At 65.4% G+C, this 17279-nt stretch carries 16 protein-coding genes; 5 read left to right on the plus strand and 11 right to left on the minus strand.

Going from position 1 to position 17279, the window contains the following annotated elements:
• The first annotated feature begins 151 nt into the window (after window positions 1–151).
• Window positions 152–1456 carry a tetratricopeptide repeat protein gene (locus F1735_RS07870; RefSeq protein WP_167236416.1) on the plus strand — a complete coding sequence of 435 codons (1305 nt, stop codon included), beginning with the start codon at window positions 152–154 and terminating at the stop codon, window positions 1454–1456.
• 25 nt (window positions 1457–1481) lie between these two features.
• On the opposite strand, the gene F1735_RS07875 is transcribed toward F1735_RS07870, so the two are convergent.
• Genes F1735_RS07875 through F1735_RS07900 form a run of 6 tightly spaced genes read right to left on the minus strand, consistent with a single transcriptional unit; the run spans window position 1482 to window position 6549 of the window.
• Entirely contained in the window at window positions 1482–2954 is a 1473-nt protein-coding gene (locus F1735_RS07875) for an RNA polymerase factor sigma-54 (RefSeq protein WP_167236417.1), read from the minus strand.
• A gap of 2 nt (window positions 2955–2956) precedes the next feature.
• Complete coding sequence (lptB, locus tag F1735_RS07880) at window positions 2957–3715, minus strand: LPS export ABC transporter ATP-binding protein (protein ID WP_166889974.1); 759 nt, start codon at window positions 3713–3715, stop codon at window positions 2957–2959.
• Entirely contained in the window at window positions 3712–4341 is a 630-nt protein-coding gene (lptA, locus tag F1735_RS07885; RefSeq protein ID WP_167236418.1) for a lipopolysaccharide transport periplasmic protein LptA, read from the minus strand. The genes lptB and lptA overlap by 4 nt, the downstream gene beginning before the upstream one ends.
• On the minus strand, window positions 4338–4961 hold the full coding sequence (lptC, locus tag F1735_RS07890) for an LPS export ABC transporter periplasmic protein LptC (RefSeq protein ID WP_167236419.1): 624 nt from the start codon (window positions 4959–4961) through the stop codon (window positions 4338–4340). The genes lptA and lptC overlap by 4 nt, the downstream gene beginning before the upstream one ends.
• A gap of 21 nt (window positions 4962–4982) precedes the next feature.
• Window positions 4983–5525 carry a KdsC family phosphatase gene (locus F1735_RS07895; RefSeq protein ID WP_167236420.1) on the minus strand — a complete coding sequence of 181 codons (543 nt, stop codon included), beginning with the start codon at window positions 5523–5525 and terminating at the stop codon, window positions 4983–4985.
• Window position 5526: 1 nt separating this feature from the next.
• A complete protein-coding gene (locus F1735_RS07900; RefSeq protein ID WP_167236421.1) occupies window positions 5527–6549 on the minus strand; it encodes a KpsF/GutQ family sugar-phosphate isomerase in 1023 nt (340 codons plus the stop codon).
• A 106-nt stretch (window positions 6550–6655) separates the two neighbouring features.
• On the opposite strand from F1735_RS07900, the gene F1735_RS07905 reads away from it, so the two are divergent.
• Window positions 6656–8638 carry a monovalent cation:proton antiporter family protein gene (locus tag F1735_RS07905; RefSeq protein WP_167236422.1) on the plus strand — a complete coding sequence of 661 codons (1983 nt, stop codon included), beginning with the start codon at window positions 6656–6658 and terminating at the stop codon, window positions 8636–8638.
• Between the two features lie 40 nt (window positions 8639–8678).
• Here F1735_RS07905 and F1735_RS07910 read toward each other — a convergent pair whose 3' ends face one another.
• From F1735_RS07910 to F1735_RS07920, 3 genes are all read right to left on the minus strand, one after another.
• Complete coding sequence (locus F1735_RS07910; RefSeq protein WP_167236423.1) at window positions 8679–9809, minus strand: DUF484 family protein; 1131 nt, start codon at window positions 9807–9809, stop codon at window positions 8679–8681.
• A gap of 113 nt (window positions 9810–9922) precedes the next feature.
• Window positions 9923–10774: an MOSC domain-containing protein gene (locus tag F1735_RS07915; protein WP_167236424.1), complete on the minus strand. Its 852-nt coding sequence runs from the start codon at window positions 10772–10774 to the stop codon at window positions 9923–9925.
• Window positions 10775–10813: 39 nt separating this feature from the next.
• Window positions 10814–11719 (minus strand): LysR family transcriptional regulator, encoded by a 906-nt coding sequence (locus tag F1735_RS07920; protein ID WP_167236425.1) that lies wholly within the window; start codon window positions 11717–11719, stop codon window positions 10814–10816.
• A 134-nt stretch (window positions 11720–11853) separates the two neighbouring features.
• On the opposite strand from F1735_RS07920, the gene F1735_RS07925 reads away from it, so the two are divergent.
• From F1735_RS07925 to F1735_RS07935, 3 genes are all read left to right on the plus strand, one after another.
• A complete protein-coding gene (locus F1735_RS07925; RefSeq protein WP_167236426.1) occupies window positions 11854–12603 on the plus strand; it encodes an SDR family oxidoreductase in 750 nt (249 codons plus the stop codon).
• Between the two features lie 98 nt (window positions 12604–12701).
• Window positions 12702–13052: an energy transducer TonB gene (locus F1735_RS07930; protein ID WP_167236427.1), complete on the plus strand. Its 351-nt coding sequence runs from the start codon at window positions 12702–12704 to the stop codon at window positions 13050–13052.
• Between the two features lie 228 nt (window positions 13053–13280).
• Window positions 13281–14951 (plus strand): hypothetical protein, encoded by a 1671-nt coding sequence (locus F1735_RS07935; RefSeq protein ID WP_167236428.1) that lies wholly within the window; start codon window positions 13281–13283, stop codon window positions 14949–14951.
• A gap of 248 nt (window positions 14952–15199) precedes the next feature.
• Here the strand turns inward: F1735_RS07935 and F1735_RS07940 are convergent, their stop codons facing one another.
• Both F1735_RS07940 and F1735_RS07945 read right to left on the minus strand, forming a co-directional pair.
• Window positions 15200–16324, minus strand: a complete 1125-nt coding sequence (locus F1735_RS07940) for an ABC transporter permease (RefSeq protein ID WP_167236429.1) — start codon at window positions 16322–16324, stop codon at window positions 15200–15202.
• The gene (locus tag F1735_RS07945; protein WP_167236485.1) at window positions 16321–17277 is read right to left on the minus strand and encodes an ABC transporter ATP-binding protein; all 957 of its coding nucleotides are present in this window, start codon (window positions 17275–17277) and stop codon (window positions 16321–16323) included. Before F1735_RS07945 ends, F1735_RS07940 begins: the two co-directional genes overlap by 4 nt.
• Between the last annotated feature and the right edge of the window lie 2 nt (window positions 17278–17279).

Raw genomic sequence — 17279 nt, forward strand, 5'->3', positions numbered from 1 at the left:
CTTAGGAAACCGAAGACTCCCCCAATAGGAGCATTTGTTCAAGTTCCTTGCGGGGGTCACCCCATCGCCCATCACGCTACGTGATCAAAATGGCGCCGAAACCCATCAGGTTGAGTGACCATACTCACTATCACCACCATAGCGGGCCACCATGTTCACGCGATCCACTTCCACTTCCCTGCTGCGCCTGGCGATGCTGGGTACCCTGGGCGCCGCTGGCGCGCCGGCGTGCGCCGCCATTACCTACGACCTGCATGTCGCTATCGACTACACCGGCGCGACGCGCGGCGGCGTACCCATACCGAACGAAACGCATACATTCAAGGTCGTGCAGGGCGAACGCTATCTGACCGTACAGGACGCGAAGGAAACCACGATTCTCGACCTGGTGACGCGGCGCCGCTACCAGATCGACCAGGCAAGCCGCAGCTATGTAAGGTATTCGATGTTCGACACCATTGGCTATCGCCTGCTCGCCATCAGAAAGAAGGGCAGCTTCACGCCGGCCTACGGTTTGATCGAGCTGGAAAACAATCTGTCGCTCGAGGAGGGGGCGCGTACGCTGACCGAGTCGAGCGAAGGCGGCGCCACGGTTTTGGCAGTGAACGGCATTCGCATGGCCAGTCTCGGCCCGGGCGGTACCAGCGTCAGCGCCGCCGACGCGGCCATGTTCGCACGCGTCCTGCGCAATTTCGGCGCCCATCCGCGCGTGCTGACGCGCCTCTCCGCCCAGCAACGCCTGCCGGCCAGCCTGGTCACGTACCACAAGCAGATCGAGGGCTACAGCGAAACGCGTACCTATACGGTCAGCGCCGTCAAGCAAGGCGCGCCGGCCGCTTACAGTCTGGCCGCCTACAAGCCGCGTGCGCCGCAGGGCGACGAGATCGACAAGGTGCTCGACGCGGCCCCGCCGACGGCTGCGGCCAGGCAGGCGGCCGAGCGCGAAATCGCGCAGGCGCACGCAGATAATCGGCCGCTGGACGCCGTGCTGGGCTTGAACGAATGGATATTCTCGGGGGGCGCTTCGATCACGCGCACGCCAGAGCAGCGCGCGCTGGGGAAGGCCAACCCGGAGGTGATCCGGCTCGATGCCGTCATGGACGACAAGAAGACCACGGCGGAACTGGAAGCGGCCAACGTCACGCTGCAGGACCTGCGCAAGCACACCACGCGCAAGCAACATGTCCTGATGCTGTTTGAAGCCGATAACCTCAAAGAGTTGGGCAGGTACCGCGAAGCGGCTGCGTTGTACGCCAAGGCGCTGCAGGCCAATCCGGCAATGGCGTCAGCCTACGGCGGCATGGCAATGGCGCTTTACAGGAGCGAAGATACACAGCGCGCCTGGCGCAGCTGGGATGCGGGACGGCGCATCTCGGGCGGCGGGGAATTCGACTTCTTCGGCAACGTCGAGCAACTGGAAAAGTCGCTCTTGCGCGACTACCCGGAGTTCCTGTAAGCGCTGCGCACACCTGCCCGCCCGGTCACAGGCACTTGCGCAGGGCGACCGGCGGAATCTTGAGCGCTTCGCGGTACTTGGCAACCGTGCGGCGCGCAATCACCATGCCCTGCTCGCCCAGCATGTCGGCGATCTTGCTGTCCGACAGGGGGCTCTTCGGATCTTCGGCGCTGGTCAGCTGCACGATCAGCGCCCGGATCGCCGTCGATGACGCTTCGCCGCCCGCTTCGGTGGCCACGTGGCTGCCGAAAAAATACTTCAGCTCGAACATGCCGTGCGGCGTCATCATGTACTTTTGCGTGGTCACGCGCGAGATCGTGCTTTCGTGCAGGCCAAGCGTGTCGGCGATTTCGCGCAGCACCAGCGGGCGCATCGCCACCGCGCCGTGCGAAAAGAAATTGCGCTGGCGTTCGACGATCGCTTCGGCCACCCGCAAGATGGTGTCGAAGCGCTGGCGCATGTTCTTGATCAGCCATTTGGCTTCCTGCAGCTGCGCGCCCATCTGCCCTTCGCCCTTGCCCTGCTTGAGCAGCGCGGCGTACATGCTGTTTACGCGCAGGCGCGGCATCACGTCGTTATTGAGCATCACCGACCAGCCGTTTTTTGCCTTGCGCACGATCACGTCCGGCACCACGTAGTCCGACACGTCGGACGCGAACTCCGCGCCCGGATGCGGATTGCACTGGCGGATCACGGTCTGCGCCTCGCGCAAGTCTTCATCGTCGCAGTCGAGCGCTTTTTTCAGCTTGTTGAATTCGCGCTGGGCGAACCAGGTCAGGTGGTTTTCGACGATGGTCAGCGCCATGCGCCGCGTCACCATCGGCACGCCGGGCATGCGCCGGATCTGCAGCGCCAGGCATTCGGACGCATTGCGCGCGCATACGCCGCTCGGATCGAAACTTTGCAGCAGCGCCAGCACGGTGCGCAGTTCCTCGATCTCGATCTCCAGCTCGGGCGGCATGCGCTCGTGGATCTCTTCGAGCGACTCGGTCAGGTAGCCGTTGTCGTCGATGGCGTCGACGATCAGTTCGACCAGCGCCCGGTCGCGCGCTTCGAGCACGGTCACGCGCATCTGCTCCATCAGGTGCTCGCGCAAGGTGATGCTCGATGCTTCGAGCTGCGGGCGCGAATCCTCGTCGTCGGGCGTCTTGGCGCGACCGAGGTCGCCCCACTCGCCATCGTTGTCATTGCTGGCCGGGCTGTCCGCTTCGCCGCCTTCGAAGGTCTCGCCTTCGCTTGGCGCCGGCGCATCCTGCGCACCCGGCTCGGGCGGCGCTTCGGTCGGCGTCGAGGTGCTGCTGATGGCGCCATCGCCCAACAGGCGCACCGAATGATCGAGCGGATCGTCGAGTCGTTCGAGCAGCGGATTGTCGCTCAACAGCTGTTCCAGTTCCTGGTGCAGTTCCAGGGTCGACAACTGCAGCAGCCGGATCGACTGCTGCAACTGGGGCGTGAGCGCGAGGTGCTGGGAAGTGCGTAGTTGAAGGGACTGTTTCATGCCTACATCCGGAAGTGTTCGCCCAGGTAGACCCGACGCACGGATTCATCCGCGATGATATCGTCGGGACGACCGGAGGCGAGCACCGCACCCTGGTTGATGATGTAGGCGCGGTCGCAGATACCCAGCGTTTCGCGCACGTTATGGTCGGTGATCAAAACGCCGATGCCGCGCTGCTTGAGGAAGCGCACGATGCGCTGGATCTCGATGACGGCGATCGGATCGACCCCGGCGAACGGTTCGTCGAGCAGCACGAAGCGCGGGTTGGTCGCCAGCGCGCGCGCGATCTCGACCCGGCGCCGCTCGCCGCCGGAGAGCGACATGGCCTGGTTCTCGCGCAGTTTTTCGATCTGCAGGTCGGCCAGCAGGGTATCTAAGCGTTCGTTGATCTGCGCCTTGGTGAGCGACTTGCCGTCGACCTTTTGCAGCTCCAGCACGGCGCGGATGTTTTCTTCCACGGTCAGCTTGCGGAACACCGACGCTTCCTGCGGCAGGTACGACAGGCCGAGCGCGGCGCGCCGGTGAATCGGCAGGCTCGAAATATCGACCCCGCTGATATCGATCGTGCCCGCGTCCGACGGCACCAGGCCGACGATCATGTAGAACGAGGTGGTCTTGCCGGCGCCATTCGGGCCGAGCAGGCCGACCACTTCGCCGCAGTCGACCTGCAACGAGACGTCGCGCACGACCAGGCGCTTGCCGTAGCTTTTCTGCAGGCCGCGCACGATCAGCGTGCTGCCGCAATTTTTCGGTTCGATCATGGATTTCCCGCAGCTGGCGTGGTGGTCGGCGCGGGCGCCGGCGTTGGTGCGGGCGTCACCGCCGGCGCGCTGGACGCCGGCGTGGCCGGCGCGGCGCGCGGCTTGCGCGGGGCGATGATCATGGTGCCGCGCCCCTGGCCCGGCTTGTTGGCGCCGCTGGCGTCATTACGCGCCACGAACACCTCTTTGCGGCTGTCGTAGGAAATGAATTCGCTTTCGATTTCGTTGGTCGGTTTCTGGCCCTCGAGCTGGCGGATTTTGGCGTTCGAGAACAGCTTCATCATGTCGTTGCGTTCATCGTATTCGATGCGCTGGGCCTGGCCTTCGATCCACAGGTCGGGGCCGCCGTCGCGCTTCTGGCGGAACGTGGCAGCCTTGCCGGCGCTGGCGGTCAGGGTCACGAACATGTCGCCTTCGGGCGTCTCCTTGATGACGGCGCGGTCCGACTTGAGAATCAGCGTGCCCTTGGTGACGACCACGTTCCCGGTCAGGATCGTCACCTGGGTCACTTCATTGGTCTCCAGGGAATCGTAGGTGATCACCGCCTGCTTGGCGGAATCGGCCTTTTCGGCGGACGCGGTGGCCGCGGCCAGGCCGAGCAGGGCGATGGCTAGGAATTTTTTCATTGTGGTTTACCTGTGATGGTTGGCGCTGCGCGCGCCGCTTTCGGTGGATACACGATCTGCCCGCGGCTGGCGAACTTGAGCTCGCGCGTTGCGTTGTTCGCTTCCATGCCGGTTCCCCTGATGGTGGAATTGCCCAGCGTGACCTGGACCGGCTGGTCGGACGTCATGCGGTCTTCGTCGGTAAAGACGGTCAGTGCTTCGGTCTTGAGCTGCATCGCGCGGTTGTTGGGCGACTCCGGCCGCACCACCTTGACGTCGCCCATCAGGTCGGCCTGGTTCTGGGCGTGGCGGATGCGCGCGCGCTGCGAGGTGATGGTGGTGAGCGGCTGGCCGGGCGCGACGCCCTGCAGCACCGGCAGCTCGACATCGGACGAATCGTCGATCGGGCGGTGCGTGAGCTTGGCGCCGGACACCAGGTAGCGCGGCTTGCCCTCGGGTGTCATGCGCACGAAGCTGAATTGTTCGACGATGTAGTCGGGTTCATTCTTGAAGGTGTTCGGATCGACCGTGGCGTCGGCGTTCTGCGCCAGCTGGACCAGCCAGAAAGTGCCGAAGGCGAAGAAGGTCCCGACCACCATGATCGCGGTCAGGCGCCAGCGGTGTGCGGTGCGCTTATGCATGGTGGTCTCCTGTGGCGTGCATCAGGCGAAGTACGGCGCCAGCGCCGCGTCGTAGGTGCCTTGCGCGCGCATGACCAGGTCGCACACTTCGCGCACCGCGCCACGCCCGCCGCCGGCCTTGGTGACGTAATGGGCGCGGTACTGCACTTCCGGATGCCCGGTCGGCACGGTGACGGCAAAGCCGACCTGCAGCAGCAGCGGCAGGTCGATCACGTCGTCGCCGATGTAGCCGCATTGCGCGGCGCTGACGCCGGTCGCTTCCAGCAGTTTGGCAAAGGCCACGCGCTTGTCGTGGATGCCCTGGTGGACGTGCATGATGCCCAGGTCGGCCGCGCGCCGCACCACGATCGGCGACTGGCGCGCGCTGATGATGGCGGTGGCCACGCCGCTCTTTTGCAGCAGCTGGATGCCCAGGCCGTCGAGCACATTGAAGGTCTTGGTCGCTTCGCCATCGGGGCCGTAGGTCAGGCTGCCGTCGGTGAGGACGCCGTCGACGTCGAAAATCATGACCTTGACGGCGGCGGCGCGCTGCATGTGGGCCAGTTGGTTTGCGGGCTCGCTCATGTCAGATCACCTTGGCGCGGGTCAGGTCGTGGATATGCAGGGCGCCAACGAGCTTGCCGTCGGCATCGACCACCAGCATCTGGTTGATGCGAAATTGTTCCATGATGGCCACCGCGTCGACCGCCAGCTGGTCGGGACCGACGCGGCGCGGGTCGGCGTGCATCACGTCGCGGATGGTGATCTTCGTGAAATCCTGCACGCGCTCGATCAGCCGGCGCAGGTCGCCGTCGGTAAATACGCCGACCGGATGACCGGCGGCGTCGACGATGGCGGTCATGCCCATGCCCTTCTGGGTGATTTCGAGCAGGGCCACCGAGAGCGACACATCGGCAGTTACGGCCGGCACCGCGTCGCCGCTGCGCATGACGTCGCGCACGTGGGTCAGCAGGCGCCGTCCCAGCGCACCACCCGGATGCGAGCGGGCGAAATCTTCTTCTTTAAAGCCGTGGGCGTCGAGCAGCGCCACGGCCAGCGCGTCGCCCAGCGCCAGGGTGACGGTGGTGCTGGCGGTCGGCGCCAGGTTGAGCGGGCAGGCTTCCTTGGCCACCGAGACGTCGAGGTGCACGTCGGCCAGCAGCGCCAGGCTCGATTGCGGGTTGCCGGTCATGGCGATCAGCGGTGCGCCCATGCGCTTGATGATCGGCAGGATCGACATCAGTTCGGCCGTCTCGCCGGAATTCGAGATGGCGATGAAGGCATCCTGCGCGGTGACCATGCCAAGGTCGCCGTGGGCCGCTTCGCCGGGGTGGACGAACATGGCCGGGGTGCCGGTCGAGGCCAGGGTGGCGGCGATCTTGCGCGCGATATGGCCCGACTTGCCCATGCCGGAGACCACCACGCGCCCGCCGCACGCCATCAGCAGGCCGACGGCCTGGCCGACGCTGTCGTCGGTCTCCAGGCGCGCGTGCAGGGCGCGGATGGCGTCCGCTTCGATTTCCAAGGTCTCGCGGGCCAGTCGCATGGCGCGTTGCGTGAGGTTTTTGTCAAAAGCTTTCAGCATTGTTTTTTCATGGGTTACACTCATGGCAGAAGTATAAACGAATTGCGAAAGCAAAAAACTTGCCAGACGCAGAAATCGTGGTTACCCCGTGTTTTCGCTCGTCCTTTACCAATCCTTTACACGGCACCGCATGTTTTCAGGACTAGAACTCACCCTCCTTCTGTTAGGCAGCGCCGTACTGGGCGTGGTCGCTTTCCGCATGATGCACCTGCCGCCGATGCTCGGTTACCTGGCCGTCGGCATCCTGATCGGCCCGCACGCCCTGGGACTGGCCGAAAACAGCAAAACCACCGAAACCCTGGCCGAATTCGGTGTGGTGTTCCTGATGTTCTCGATCGGGCTCGAATTCTCCCTCTCGCAGCTGATGGCGATGCGGCGCATCGTGTTCGGCCTGGGGATGGCCCAGGTGGTGCTCACCATCGTCGCCACCATGCTGTTTGGCTGGCTGCTGGCGACCCAGCTGCCGGGCCTGAAAATCACCTGGCAGGCCGCGTTCGCGCTGGGCGGCGCGCTGGCCATGTCCTCGACCGCGATCGTGGTCAAGATGCTGACCGAGCGGCTCGAACTCGAAAGCGGGCATGGCCGCAAGATCATCGGCATCCTGCTGTTCCAGGATCTGGCGGTGGTGCCGCTCCTGATCCTGATTCCCTCGCTCGGTAAACCCCCGGAGGAACTGGCCGAAACGCTGGCCTGGGCCGGCGTGAAAGCGGTGATCGTGCTGGTGCTGCTGCTGTTCATCGGCCAGAAGATCATGCGCAAGTGGTTCACCATCGTCGTCAAGCGCCGCTCGCAGGAGCTGTTCATGCTCAACCTGCTCCTGATCACCCTGGGCGCGGCCTGGATCACCGAGCACGCCGGCCTGTCGCTGGCGCTGGGCGCGTTCGTGGCCGGCATGCTGATCTCCGAGACCCAGTACAAGCACCAGGTGGAGGAAGACATCAAGCCGTTCCGCGATGTGCTGCTCGGGCTGTTTTTCATCACCGTCGGCATGCTGCTCAATGTCGGTCTGGTGCTGGAAAACTGGTGGCTGGTGCTGCTCTTGCTGGTGCTGCCCGTGCTGCTCAAGTTCGCCCTGATCGCGGTGCTGGCCAAGATGTTCGGCGCATCCGACGGCGTGTCGATGCGCACCGGCCTGGCGCTGGCGCAGGCGGGGGAATTCGGCTTCGTGCTGCTCAACCTGACCTCCGGCGCGCGCCTGATCGACGACTTCATCATCCAGCTGGTGCTGGCGTCGATGGTGCTGTCGATGCTGGTGGCGCCGTTCATCATCGCCAGGTCGGACCAGATCGTGATGAAGGTCGCGTCCAACGAGTGGATGATGCAGTCGCTCCAGTTGACGCAAATCGCCAGCCGCACCATGTCGACCCAGAAGCACGTGATCATCGCCGGCTTCGGGCGCAGCGGCCAGACCCTGGCGACCTTGCTGACCGAGGAAAAAGTGGCTTACCAGGCGCTCGACCTGGACCCGGAGCGGGTCCAGGAAGCGCAGGCGGCCGGCGCGCATGTGTCGTACGGCGACGCGGCGCGCCGCGAAAGCCTGGTGGCGGCCGGGATTTACCGCGCCAGCGCGCTGGTGATCACGTATGCCAGCACGCCGTCGGCGATCAAGGTGCTGCACCTGGTGCATGAGCTGGCGCCGGCCTTGCCGGTGATCGTGCGCAGTTACGACGATACCGATCTCGATGTGCTGAAAAAGGCGGGGGCGGCGGAAGTGGTGCCGGAAGCGCTGGAGGGCAGTTTGATGCTCGCATCGCACGCGCTGGTGATGATGGGCGTGCCGCTGCGGCGCGTGGTGCATCGGGTGCAGAGCGCGCGCGACGAGCGCTACGCGTCGCTGCGCGGGTATTTTCATGGCAGCGGCGACGTCAGCGACGATCCGGAGCATTTGTTCGTGCGGCTCCATTCGGTGACCCTGCGCGAAGATGCGGCGTCGGTCGGCAAGCGCATCGACCAGCTGGACCTGGGCCAGCTGGGGGCCGATGTGACCACGGTCCGGCGCGGCAAGGAGCGGCTCGATGTGACGCCGCTCACGCAGCTGGAAGTGGGCGATGTGGTGGTGCTGCGCGGGTCGGCCGATGCCGTGAACCGCGCCGAGGAGCGCTTGCTGCATTAGCCCCTATGCCGTCGCCCCCGCTCAGACGACGGGCTAATGGTCAGGTAAACGACACCACCCGGTTGCGCCCGCCCTCTTTCGCCTTGTACAGCGCCGAATCCGCATGCGCCACCAACTCCTGCGCCACGCCTTCGATCGCATGATCGCGCTCGAAATCGTCTAACGTGGCCGCCCCGATCGACACCGAAATACGCAGGCTTTCCCCAGTCGACAAGACGAACGGCGCGCCCGCGATGCTGTGCAAGATCCGCTGCGCCACCTGGATCGCGCTGTCGAGGTTCGCATCGATCAGCAGCACCACGAATTCCTCGCCCCCGAAGCGCCCCAGCGCATCCGACAGGCGCAGCTCGGTCTTGATGCGCGCGGCCACCTCGCGCAGCACTTCATCGCCGCCCTGGTGCCCGCTGCTGTCGTTGACCTGCTTGAAATGGTCGATGTCGATGTACAGGCACGAAATACGGTACGCCTGGCGCCGCGCGCGGCCGATTTCTTCGAGCAGGCGACGGTCGATGTAGCGCCGGTTGTACACCCCGGTGAGCGAATCGGTCAGGCCGATATACTTGAGCATCTCGTTGCTGATCACGTTTTCCAGGCAAATCGCGATGATCGACGCCATGTGCTCGATGAAGTCGGTGGCCATGGCCGGCGTGAAGCGGGTCGGATCGAGGCTGCCCAGATTCAGGCTGCCGATCAGGCGCTTGTTGCGCAGCAGCGGCACCAGCGCGATGCTTTGCAGGCCGGGCGGCTGGTTGGGGAACATCGGCTGGTGCCCGGCCGGATGGTAAGGCCCCAGCATCGGCTTGGGCGGGCCGGTAAACACCTCGCTGCGCGACGGCACGAAGCCCAGCGCCGCCACCGCGTCCACGAAAATCATGTGCGGGAAATCGTTGAAGTCCACCCCCAGCTTGTCCATCACGGTGCGGATGTCGGCGTCCTGGTCGACCAGGCTCAGTGTGACGATATCGAGACCGGCAATCGACGGCAGGCTGCCGAAGATGGTGCCGATCAGCGCCTGGAAGCTGTCGGAACCGACGATCTCGAGGTCGAACGCCTGGTGCCGGCACATGATCTCGTGATTGCGCTCGGCCTGCTCCACCAGATAGTCCAGGCGCGCGCGCAAGGACTCGTTTTCGGCTTCCACATCGCGCGCCGCGGCGCCGGGATCATGCATACGGTTCCCACCTTTTTCCTGTCGACCTCGACAATTGTGCCACCTTACGCCATCCGGCCGGCCTTGAAAACGAAAAACTGCGCCGTGTCGTATTTGCAGGGCTGCCCGCGGCCTCAGAACGCCAGCGTCATGGTCACCGGCTGGCCCACCTGCAGGCGCTCGCCATCGCCGTCGGTCACGATCGCATTCATGCCAAAACAGATCTTGTCGTCCATGGCCGGCTTGCTGCGGTAGCTGCGCAGGATGTCGAGCGGATCGGGGCCCGGCTCGCCGCTGGCCTGGTCGACCGCCGGAATCGGGCAGCGCGAACAGGGCTTGACCGGTTTCAGGCGCGCTTCGCCCAGCGCAAAATGGTCGGCGTAGTCTTCTTCGAAGGCCTCGATGCCTTCGATGACGATATTCGGGCGGAAGCGGTTCATGGGCAGCGCAGCGCGCCCGGCCGCCTGCATTTTCTGATTCAGGTCGTCGAGCGAGGCCTGGCCCACCACCAGGATCGGATAGCCGTCCGAAAACAGGGTCGGCTCGGCCGATCCGCCGGTCCACTTGGTGCTCGAAAAACGGGTGGCGGTGGCGTGGAAGCGCACCAGCCGGCACGGCACGCCGATCGCTTTCGAAAACCAGGTGGCGGTGGTTTCGTCGCAGTCGTAGGCCAGCACCGTGTCTTCCCAGACCGTCACTTCGCGCGTGACTTCGTGGTCGGGGTCGGGCAGGCCGAGCGGGATTTCGAGGCGCAGCATGCCCGGCGCGCGCAGCTCGAGCGTGTCGGACAACAGGCGCGGCACGATCAGCGCCATGCGCGGATGCTCGCGCTGCGTGAGGAACTGCCCATGCTCGTCGATGAGCATCCATTCGCGGTCGTACACCGCGTCGACCGACAGGCCGGAGCGGGTCAGCGTGGCTTCGCGCACGGAGATGCCGGCGCAGGACTTGATCGGATACAAAACCAGTTCGGACAGGATCGCCATCGTGTTTACATGCGAGTGGAATGAAAAGGCAAGTCTATCTCAGTTTCTGTCCCATGGCGCCGTTCCACTCAGTTCGGCCGCCAGAAAATCGATCATGGCGCGCACCTTGGCGCTCAACTGGCGCCGGCTCGGGTACACCGCCAGCACGTCGATATCGGGCAGCCGGTAGCCCGGCAGCAGCGCCACCATGCGCCCGTCGCGCAGCGCGGGGCCGATCAGGAAGGTCGGATGGCAGACCACGCCCAGCCCCGCCAGCGCGGCGGCGCGGCTGGTGTCGCCATTGTTGGTGCGCAGCGCGCAGCGTACCCTGACCGCGTGGGCGGCGCCGCTGTCGTCGGTAAAGTGCCACTCGTCGCCGGCCACCGCGTAGCTGTAACCGATGCACTGGTGCTCGCGCAGGTCGGCCGGCGCCCGCGGGGTGCCGTGCCGCGCCAGGTAGGCCGGAGCGGCGCAGCAGACGTTGCGCGAGGTGGCCAGCTTGCGCGCCGCATGCGAGGCGGAGCCCTGGCGCGAGATGCGCACGGCCAGGTCGTAGCCCTCTTCGACGATGTCGACCACGCGGTCGATCAGGGCGATCTCGAGTTCGACTTGCGGATACTGCGCCATGAAACGCGGCCACAAGGGCGCCAGGTGGGCGATGCCGAAGCTGACCGGCACATTGATGCGCAACAGGCCGCGCGGCTGCCGCGAAGACGCGGCGATGGCTTCGACTTCGGCCATGTCTTCGACGATGGTCTTGGCGCGCTGGTACAGCTCTTCGCCGCTGTCGGTCAGCGACATCTTGCGCGAGCTGCGGTTCAGCAGGCGCGTGCCGAGATGGGCTTCGAGGTCGGCCACGATGCGGGTCACGTTGGCCGGCGAGGTATCGAGCGCGGCCGCCGCGCGCGCAAAGCCGTTCTTGCGCACCACCTCCACAAACACTTCCATCGCACGCAGACGGTCCATGGCGCTTCCCATCATTCACAAAAGCTGAATATAGCATCAATATTGACGGCTTTGATTGATGGATTCATTGATTCTATAGTGGTTTTGACGCGGCACTCTTCGCCGCTCCACTCGACACAGACAGGAGTTTCACCATGAAGCGCTTTGCAAACAAAACCGTTCTCGTCACTGGCGGCAACAGCGGGATCGGCCTGGCCACCGCCGCCGCCTTCGCCAGGGAAGGCGCGCGCGTCATCATCACGGGGCGCGACCAGGCCACGCTCGACCAGGCCAGGGAACAGATCGGCGGCGCCACCCTGGCGCTGCGGATCGACCAGGGCGATATCGGCGCGGCCAAGGAACTGGCGGCGCAGCTGGCGCGGCAGGGCATCACGCTCGACGCCCTGTTCGTGAATGCGGCGGTGGCCAAGTTCGCCCCGTTCGACAGCATCGACGCGGCGCTGTGGGACCAGACCTTCGACATCAACGTCAAGGGCGCCTACTTCACCATCCAGGCGCTCACGCCATTGTTCAACCGTGGCGCGGCGGTGGTCCTGAACGGATCGATCAATGCCCATATCGGCATGCCCAATTCGTCGGTGTACGCGGCCAGCAAGGCGGCCTTGATCTCGTTCGCCAAAACGCTGTCGGCCGAACTGCTCGAACGCGGCGTGCGCGTGAACGTGGTCAGTCCGGGGCCGGTGACGACGCCGATCTACGGCCGCCTCGGACTGGCGCCCGGGCAGCTCGACGCGATGGTGGCCTCGGTGGTCGGCCAGATTCCGCTCAAGCGTTTCGGTACGCCCGACGAAGTGGCCAGTGCGGTGCTGTTCCTGTCGGCGCCGGAATCGGCCTTCGTGGTCGGCACCGAACTGATTGTCGATGGCGGCATGAGCCAGCTGTAAAACCAGGCGCGGCAAACACCGATAAATCGGGCTGTGCGCGAGCGATGGTGTACATTGGCGTCCTTGCCAGTGCAACCATGTTGAACACAGCCTGATTTATGCGTCATTTTCTGTTCCCCGCGTGTCTGTTGTTGCTGGCCCAGCCAGCGCAGGTGCATGCGGCCTCCCCCGCCCGCACCCCCGCATTCCTTGTCCCTGGCTCCTGCCCGGCGCCGCAATGGCCCACCACGCGCATCCGGGTCGACGAGCTCGATCCGGTCAGGATCGCGTTTGTCATCGGGGCCGATGGCCGCGTGCTCACGGCGCGCGTCGAGCAAAGCGCCGGCCATCGCCTGTGGGATGAGGCCACCATCGTCGCACTGTCGCGCTGCCGCTTCCGTGCGGCGCGCCTCGGCACGAAGCCGGTGCAGGGCGTTATCAAAATGCAACACGTCTGGACGCTCGATTAAGCCGGCGCCGTGCAACGGGCGCCGTGCAACGGGCGCCGAGCGGATGCTTGTCTTGCCGACAATCAGACAGAAGCTGACTACTTGTTTCCGTGATCACAACAAAACGTCGGAAAATGTGTCTTTTCCATCCTTCTTCTTGCTCTAAAGCAGTTTAATCATGGCGATGTCACGCAACACGTGTAGATTTGCAAGCTTGCGGTTTTACTCATTCACGCTCAAGGACAACCTATGTTGAAAACCCGTTCTTTACTCGGTGCCGGCGTGCTGCTGATGTCGGCAGGCACACAGGCAACCGAACCGGCAGGGCTGAAAAGCGCGCTCGCCGGAGAACGACTCGGGCTGCTGCCATCCATGCAATTTCGGCTCAGCAATGGCAACTGCCCGGACTGCGTCACGATCAAGCAAGGCCTGTGGTATTTCCAGAACGAAGTGCTGGCGGTGCCGCTGCCGTCGCAGCCGGTATCGAGCTTCAAGCGCGGCGGCGATATCGTGCGCGGGACCAAGGAGTGGGCGCCGGACGGCGCCAGCAACCAGTTGGCGCTCCCCGGCCTGGTGTGGCTGGGCGCCCCGCACATTCTCGATGACGCCCACATCCTGGCCGACGGCGCCCACGTGCGCAGCAGCGACGATGCCGTCACAAGCCTGGCGCTGGCGCCCAAACTGGCCAGCAACCTGTCGTACTGGGACCCCAAGACCACCGCCTTCTTCGCCCAGCGCGAAGTGCGCATGCGCGGCACCTACAGCGAGGCGGACGGCAAGTCGTCGTTCGTCGCGCGCACCGTCTGGCCCAAGGACTTCGCGATCGACCAGGCCAAGCTGCGCGCGCAGCCGCTGGGCAAGGACGAAAGCTTCGCCACCTACGTGCGCGCGGAAGGCGGCGGCGCGGCGAGCCCGTTCTCGACCCGCCTGCTGTGGGAGCGCAAACCCGGCCAGGCCCGCCAGTGGCAGGACAAGCCGGTCATCGGCGTGATGCTCAACGGCGCCCAGGGCGACGACGACGAAGCCTACGGCGGCCACTTCGCGGTCGCCACCGGCTACCTCGGGCGCGAGGGCGAATGGTCGGACTGGATCGTCAATAACTTCTACAACCTCGATTCGGTCAGCGAAAAAGGCATCATCGCCGCGCCGGTCCCGATGGATAACTACCTGATGGACCTCAACAGCGGCCAGCAGTATTACCGGCCCTCGTACATGCTGGTGGCGGTCTTGAGCAACGCGCGCACGGCGGCGGCCTACCAGGGTGGCGTACAGCGCGTGTTCAACCAGTTCTACCGCCACGACTTCACCTACCAGCATGCGAAGGCCAACTGCGCCGGCATCAGCCTGGACGTGTTCAAGGGGCTGGGCTGGAACGTGCCGCAGCGCGGACCGACCAGCAACCTCAAGGCGCTGGGCGCGTACGCTTACCTGTCGGCCAAGGACATGAGCCTGGCCAGCGGGCGCAAGATGTACGATTACCTGACCGAAGAACAGGTGCGCCTGTATCCGGCGGTGGCGTTCGAGGCGGCCGGCAACGACCTGCTGCAACTGGTGGGCGCGACCAAGGGCAAGGCGCGCAAGCTGACCGCCTACGAAAAGCAGCTGCAGGGCGATATCGAGGCGCTGGTGCTGGTGCGCATTCCGCAAATACCGTCGAGCCGCGTGATGGGATCGAACCCGGTGTTTTCGTTCAGCGAATACAGGCAGCGCACGCCGCCCAACCAGGCCGACTGGAAAATCGTCCCGGTGGGGCCGCGCCCGTTTCCCGACGCGCTGCGCGACGCCAGTACGCCGCCGCCGAAGGCATCGAGCCCGGTGCCGCTGCCGGTTGCCGGGATCGCCCTGGGCGGCGTGATCGGCATCGGCGCGCTGATCCGGCGCCGCCGCAAGCCGCGCGCCAGCGCTGACCAGGGCGTGTGATACCGGGGACTTAATACCGGGGTCAGCCCCCTAACCGGGGACTTAACACCGGGGTCAGACCCCTAACCGAAAAACCGGGGTCTGACCCCTCGAAAAACCGGGGTCTGACCCCTCGAAAAACCGGGGTCTGACCCCTCCGTTGCCGGGATCGCCCTGGGCGGCGTGATCGGCATCGGCGCGCTGATCCGGCGCCGCCGCAAGCCGCGCGCCAGCGCCGGCTCAGTTGCAAAACCCTGGCAGCCGGTCGTTCAGTCCAGGGTCTGGCGATAGCGCAGCATGGCGACGCTGCCGGCGACACCCATCGCCAGCGCGATCGGCCATGCATGCGGCAGCACTTCGGCCAGCCCGTTCCCCTTCAACATGATCCCGCGCGTGATACGCAAGAAGTGCGTCAGCGGCAGCACTTCGCCGATCGCCTGCGCCCACCCCGGCATGCCCCGGAACGGGAACATGAACCCGGTCAGCAGCATCGACGGCAGGAAGAAAAAGAAGGTCAGCTGCATCGCCTGCATCTGGTTGCGCGCGATGGTCGAAAAGGTGAAGCCGATCGCCAGGTTGGCGGCAATGAACAGCACCAGCGCGCCGGACAACAGCGCCAGGCTGCCCACCATCGGCACGTCGAACACCAGCCACGATGCCAGCAAAATCACGCCCACCTGGATGTAACCGATCAGGATATACGGCACGATTTTTCCGATCATGACTTCGAGCGGCGAGACCGGCGTGGCCAGCAGGTTTTCCATGGTGCCGCGTTCGCGCTCGCGCGTCATGGCCAGCGCCGTCATCATCACCATCGTCATGGTCAGGATCACGCCCATCAGCCCGGGCACGATGTTGTAGCGGGTCAGCCCTTCCGGATTGTAGCGGCGCTGGCTGCGGATCTCGTACGGCGCCTCGACCGGCCGCAAGCGCGCCAGCGGCCCGCGCAGCTCCGCGCCGATGGCGCGCGCGGCGATCGCGTTGACCGAGGCCAGCGCGTTGCCGGTGGCGGCCGGATCGGTGGCGTCGGCCGCCAGCAGGATCGCCGGCCGTTCGCCGCGCACCAGCTTGCGCGAAAAGTCGCCCGGCACCACCAGCACGAACTGCACTTCGCCGCGCGCCAGCAAGGCGTCGCCCTCCAGCGCGCCCGACACATGGCGCACCGTGCGGAAGTACTGCGACGTCTCCAGCGCCGCCACCAGGCGCCGCGAAAACACGCTGCGGTCAAGGTCGGCTACCGCCAGCGGCAGGTGGCGCACGTCGCCGTTGATGGCAAAGCCGAACAGGATCAGCTGCATGACCGGAATGCCGACCATCATGCCGAAGGTGAGCCGGTCGCGCCCCACCTGGCGCAGTTCCTTGAGCAGCACCGCCAGCATGCGCCGCCAGTTCATGGCGCCGCTGCGCCGAAGTTATCCTGCGCGTCCTGCATCAGCGCGATGAAGACGTCTTCCAGGCTGGTCTCGATCGGGGTGGCGGCGAGCCGCGCCAGGCCTGGCCGGGCCAGCGCTTGCGCAAACGCGTCGGCCGAGTCGGCGCTGACATGCAAGGTCATGCCGAACGGCGCGACCGTGCGGATGCCGGGCGCGCCGCGCAGGCTGTGGGCGGCGCTGTTCAAGTCCGGGCCGGTGAGCGACCAGGTGCGCAGGCCGGCCCCGGCAATCACCTCGGCCACGCTGCCGCGCGCGAGCAGCTTGCCGTAGGCGATGTAGGCCAGCTGGTGGCAGCGCTCCGCTTCGTCCATGTAATGGGTCGACACCAGCACCGTCATGCCGGCGGCGGCCAGGTCGTGGATCTGGTCCCAGAATTCGCGCCGCGCGGACGGGTCGACCCCGGCCGTCGGTTCGTCGAGCAGGAGCAGTTGCGGGTCGTGGATCAGGCAGGCCGCCAGCGCCAGCCGCTGCTTCCATCCGCCCGAGAGCGACCCGGCCAGTTGCGTGCGGCGGCTGGCCAGCCCAAGCCGTTCGAGCGTGCCGGCGATGCGCTCGCGCCGCTTGGCGACCTGGTACACGCGGGCCACGAAGTCGAGGTTTTCTTCTATGCTCAAGTCGTCGTACAGGCCGAATTTTTGGGTCATGTAGCCGACCTGCTTCTTGATCTGGCGCGCCTCGGTGCGGATGTCGTAGCCAAGGCACTGGCCCTGCCCTTGGTCGGGCGTGAGCAGGCCGCACAGCATGCGGATGGTGGTGGTCTTGCCGCTGCCGTTCGGGCCCAGGAAGCCGTAGATGCGGCCACGCTCGACGCGGATGTCGACATGGTCGACCACGATGCGCCCGCCGTACGACTTGGTCAGGCCCTGGACGTCGATGACGATGGCCGGCGCGCCCACCGAAGTCGTCAAGGGGATGC

The sequence above is a fragment of the Massilia genomosp. 1 genome, from assembly GCF_011682185.1.
GTDB classification, from domain to species: domain Bacteria; phylum Pseudomonadota; class Gammaproteobacteria; order Burkholderiales; family Burkholderiaceae_D; genus Telluria_A; species Telluria_A rubra.

Excerpts from the sequence above, each read along its gene's own strand:
- F1735_RS07910 (WP_167236423.1), bottom strand. The coding sequence starts at position 9,809 with ATGCATGATCCCGGCGCCGCGGCGCGCGATGTGGAAGCCGAAAACGAG.
- F1735_RS07895 (WP_167236420.1), bottom strand. The coding sequence starts at position 5,525 with ATGAGCGAGCCCGCAAACCAACTGGCCCACATGCAGCGCGCCGCCGCC.
- F1735_RS07925 (WP_167236426.1), top strand. The coding sequence starts at position 11,854 with ATGAAGCGCTTTGCAAACAAAACCGTTCTCGTCACTGGCGGCAACAGC.
- F1735_RS07870 (WP_167236416.1), top strand. The coding sequence starts at position 152 with ATGTTCACGCGATCCACTTCCACTTCCCTGCTGCGCCTGGCGATGCTG.
- lptA (WP_167236418.1), bottom strand. The coding sequence starts at position 4,341 with ATGAAAAAATTCCTAGCCATCGCCCTGCTCGGCCTGGCCGCGGCCACC.
- lptB (WP_166889974.1), bottom strand. The coding sequence starts at position 3,715 with ATGATCGAACCGAAAAATTGCGGCAGCACGCTGATCGTGCGCGGCCTG.
- F1735_RS07900 (WP_167236421.1), bottom strand. The coding sequence starts at position 6,549 with ATGAGTGTAACCCATGAAAAAACAATGCTGAAAGCTTTTGACAAAAAC.
- F1735_RS07940 (WP_167236429.1), bottom strand. The coding sequence starts at position 16,324 with ATGAACTGGCGGCGCATGCTGGCGGTGCTGCTCAAGGAACTGCGCCAG.
- F1735_RS07935 (WP_167236428.1), top strand. The coding sequence starts at position 13,281 with ATGTTGAAAACCCGTTCTTTACTCGGTGCCGGCGTGCTGCTGATGTCG.
- F1735_RS07905 (WP_167236422.1), top strand. The coding sequence starts at position 6,656 with ATGTTTTCAGGACTAGAACTCACCCTCCTTCTGTTAGGCAGCGCCGTA.
- F1735_RS07875 (WP_167236417.1), bottom strand. The coding sequence starts at position 2,954 with ATGAAACAGTCCCTTCAACTACGCACTTCCCAGCACCTCGCGCTCACG.
- F1735_RS07930 (WP_167236427.1), top strand. The coding sequence starts at position 12,702 with ATGCGTCATTTTCTGTTCCCCGCGTGTCTGTTGTTGCTGGCCCAGCCA.
- lptC (WP_167236419.1), bottom strand. The coding sequence starts at position 4,961 with ATGCATAAGCGCACCGCACACCGCTGGCGCCTGACCGCGATCATGGTG.
- F1735_RS07920 (WP_167236425.1), bottom strand. The coding sequence starts at position 11,719 with ATGGACCGTCTGCGTGCGATGGAAGTGTTTGTGGAGGTGGTGCGCAAG.
- F1735_RS07915 (WP_167236424.1), bottom strand. The coding sequence starts at position 10,774 with ATGGCGATCCTGTCCGAACTGGTTTTGTATCCGATCAAGTCCTGCGCC.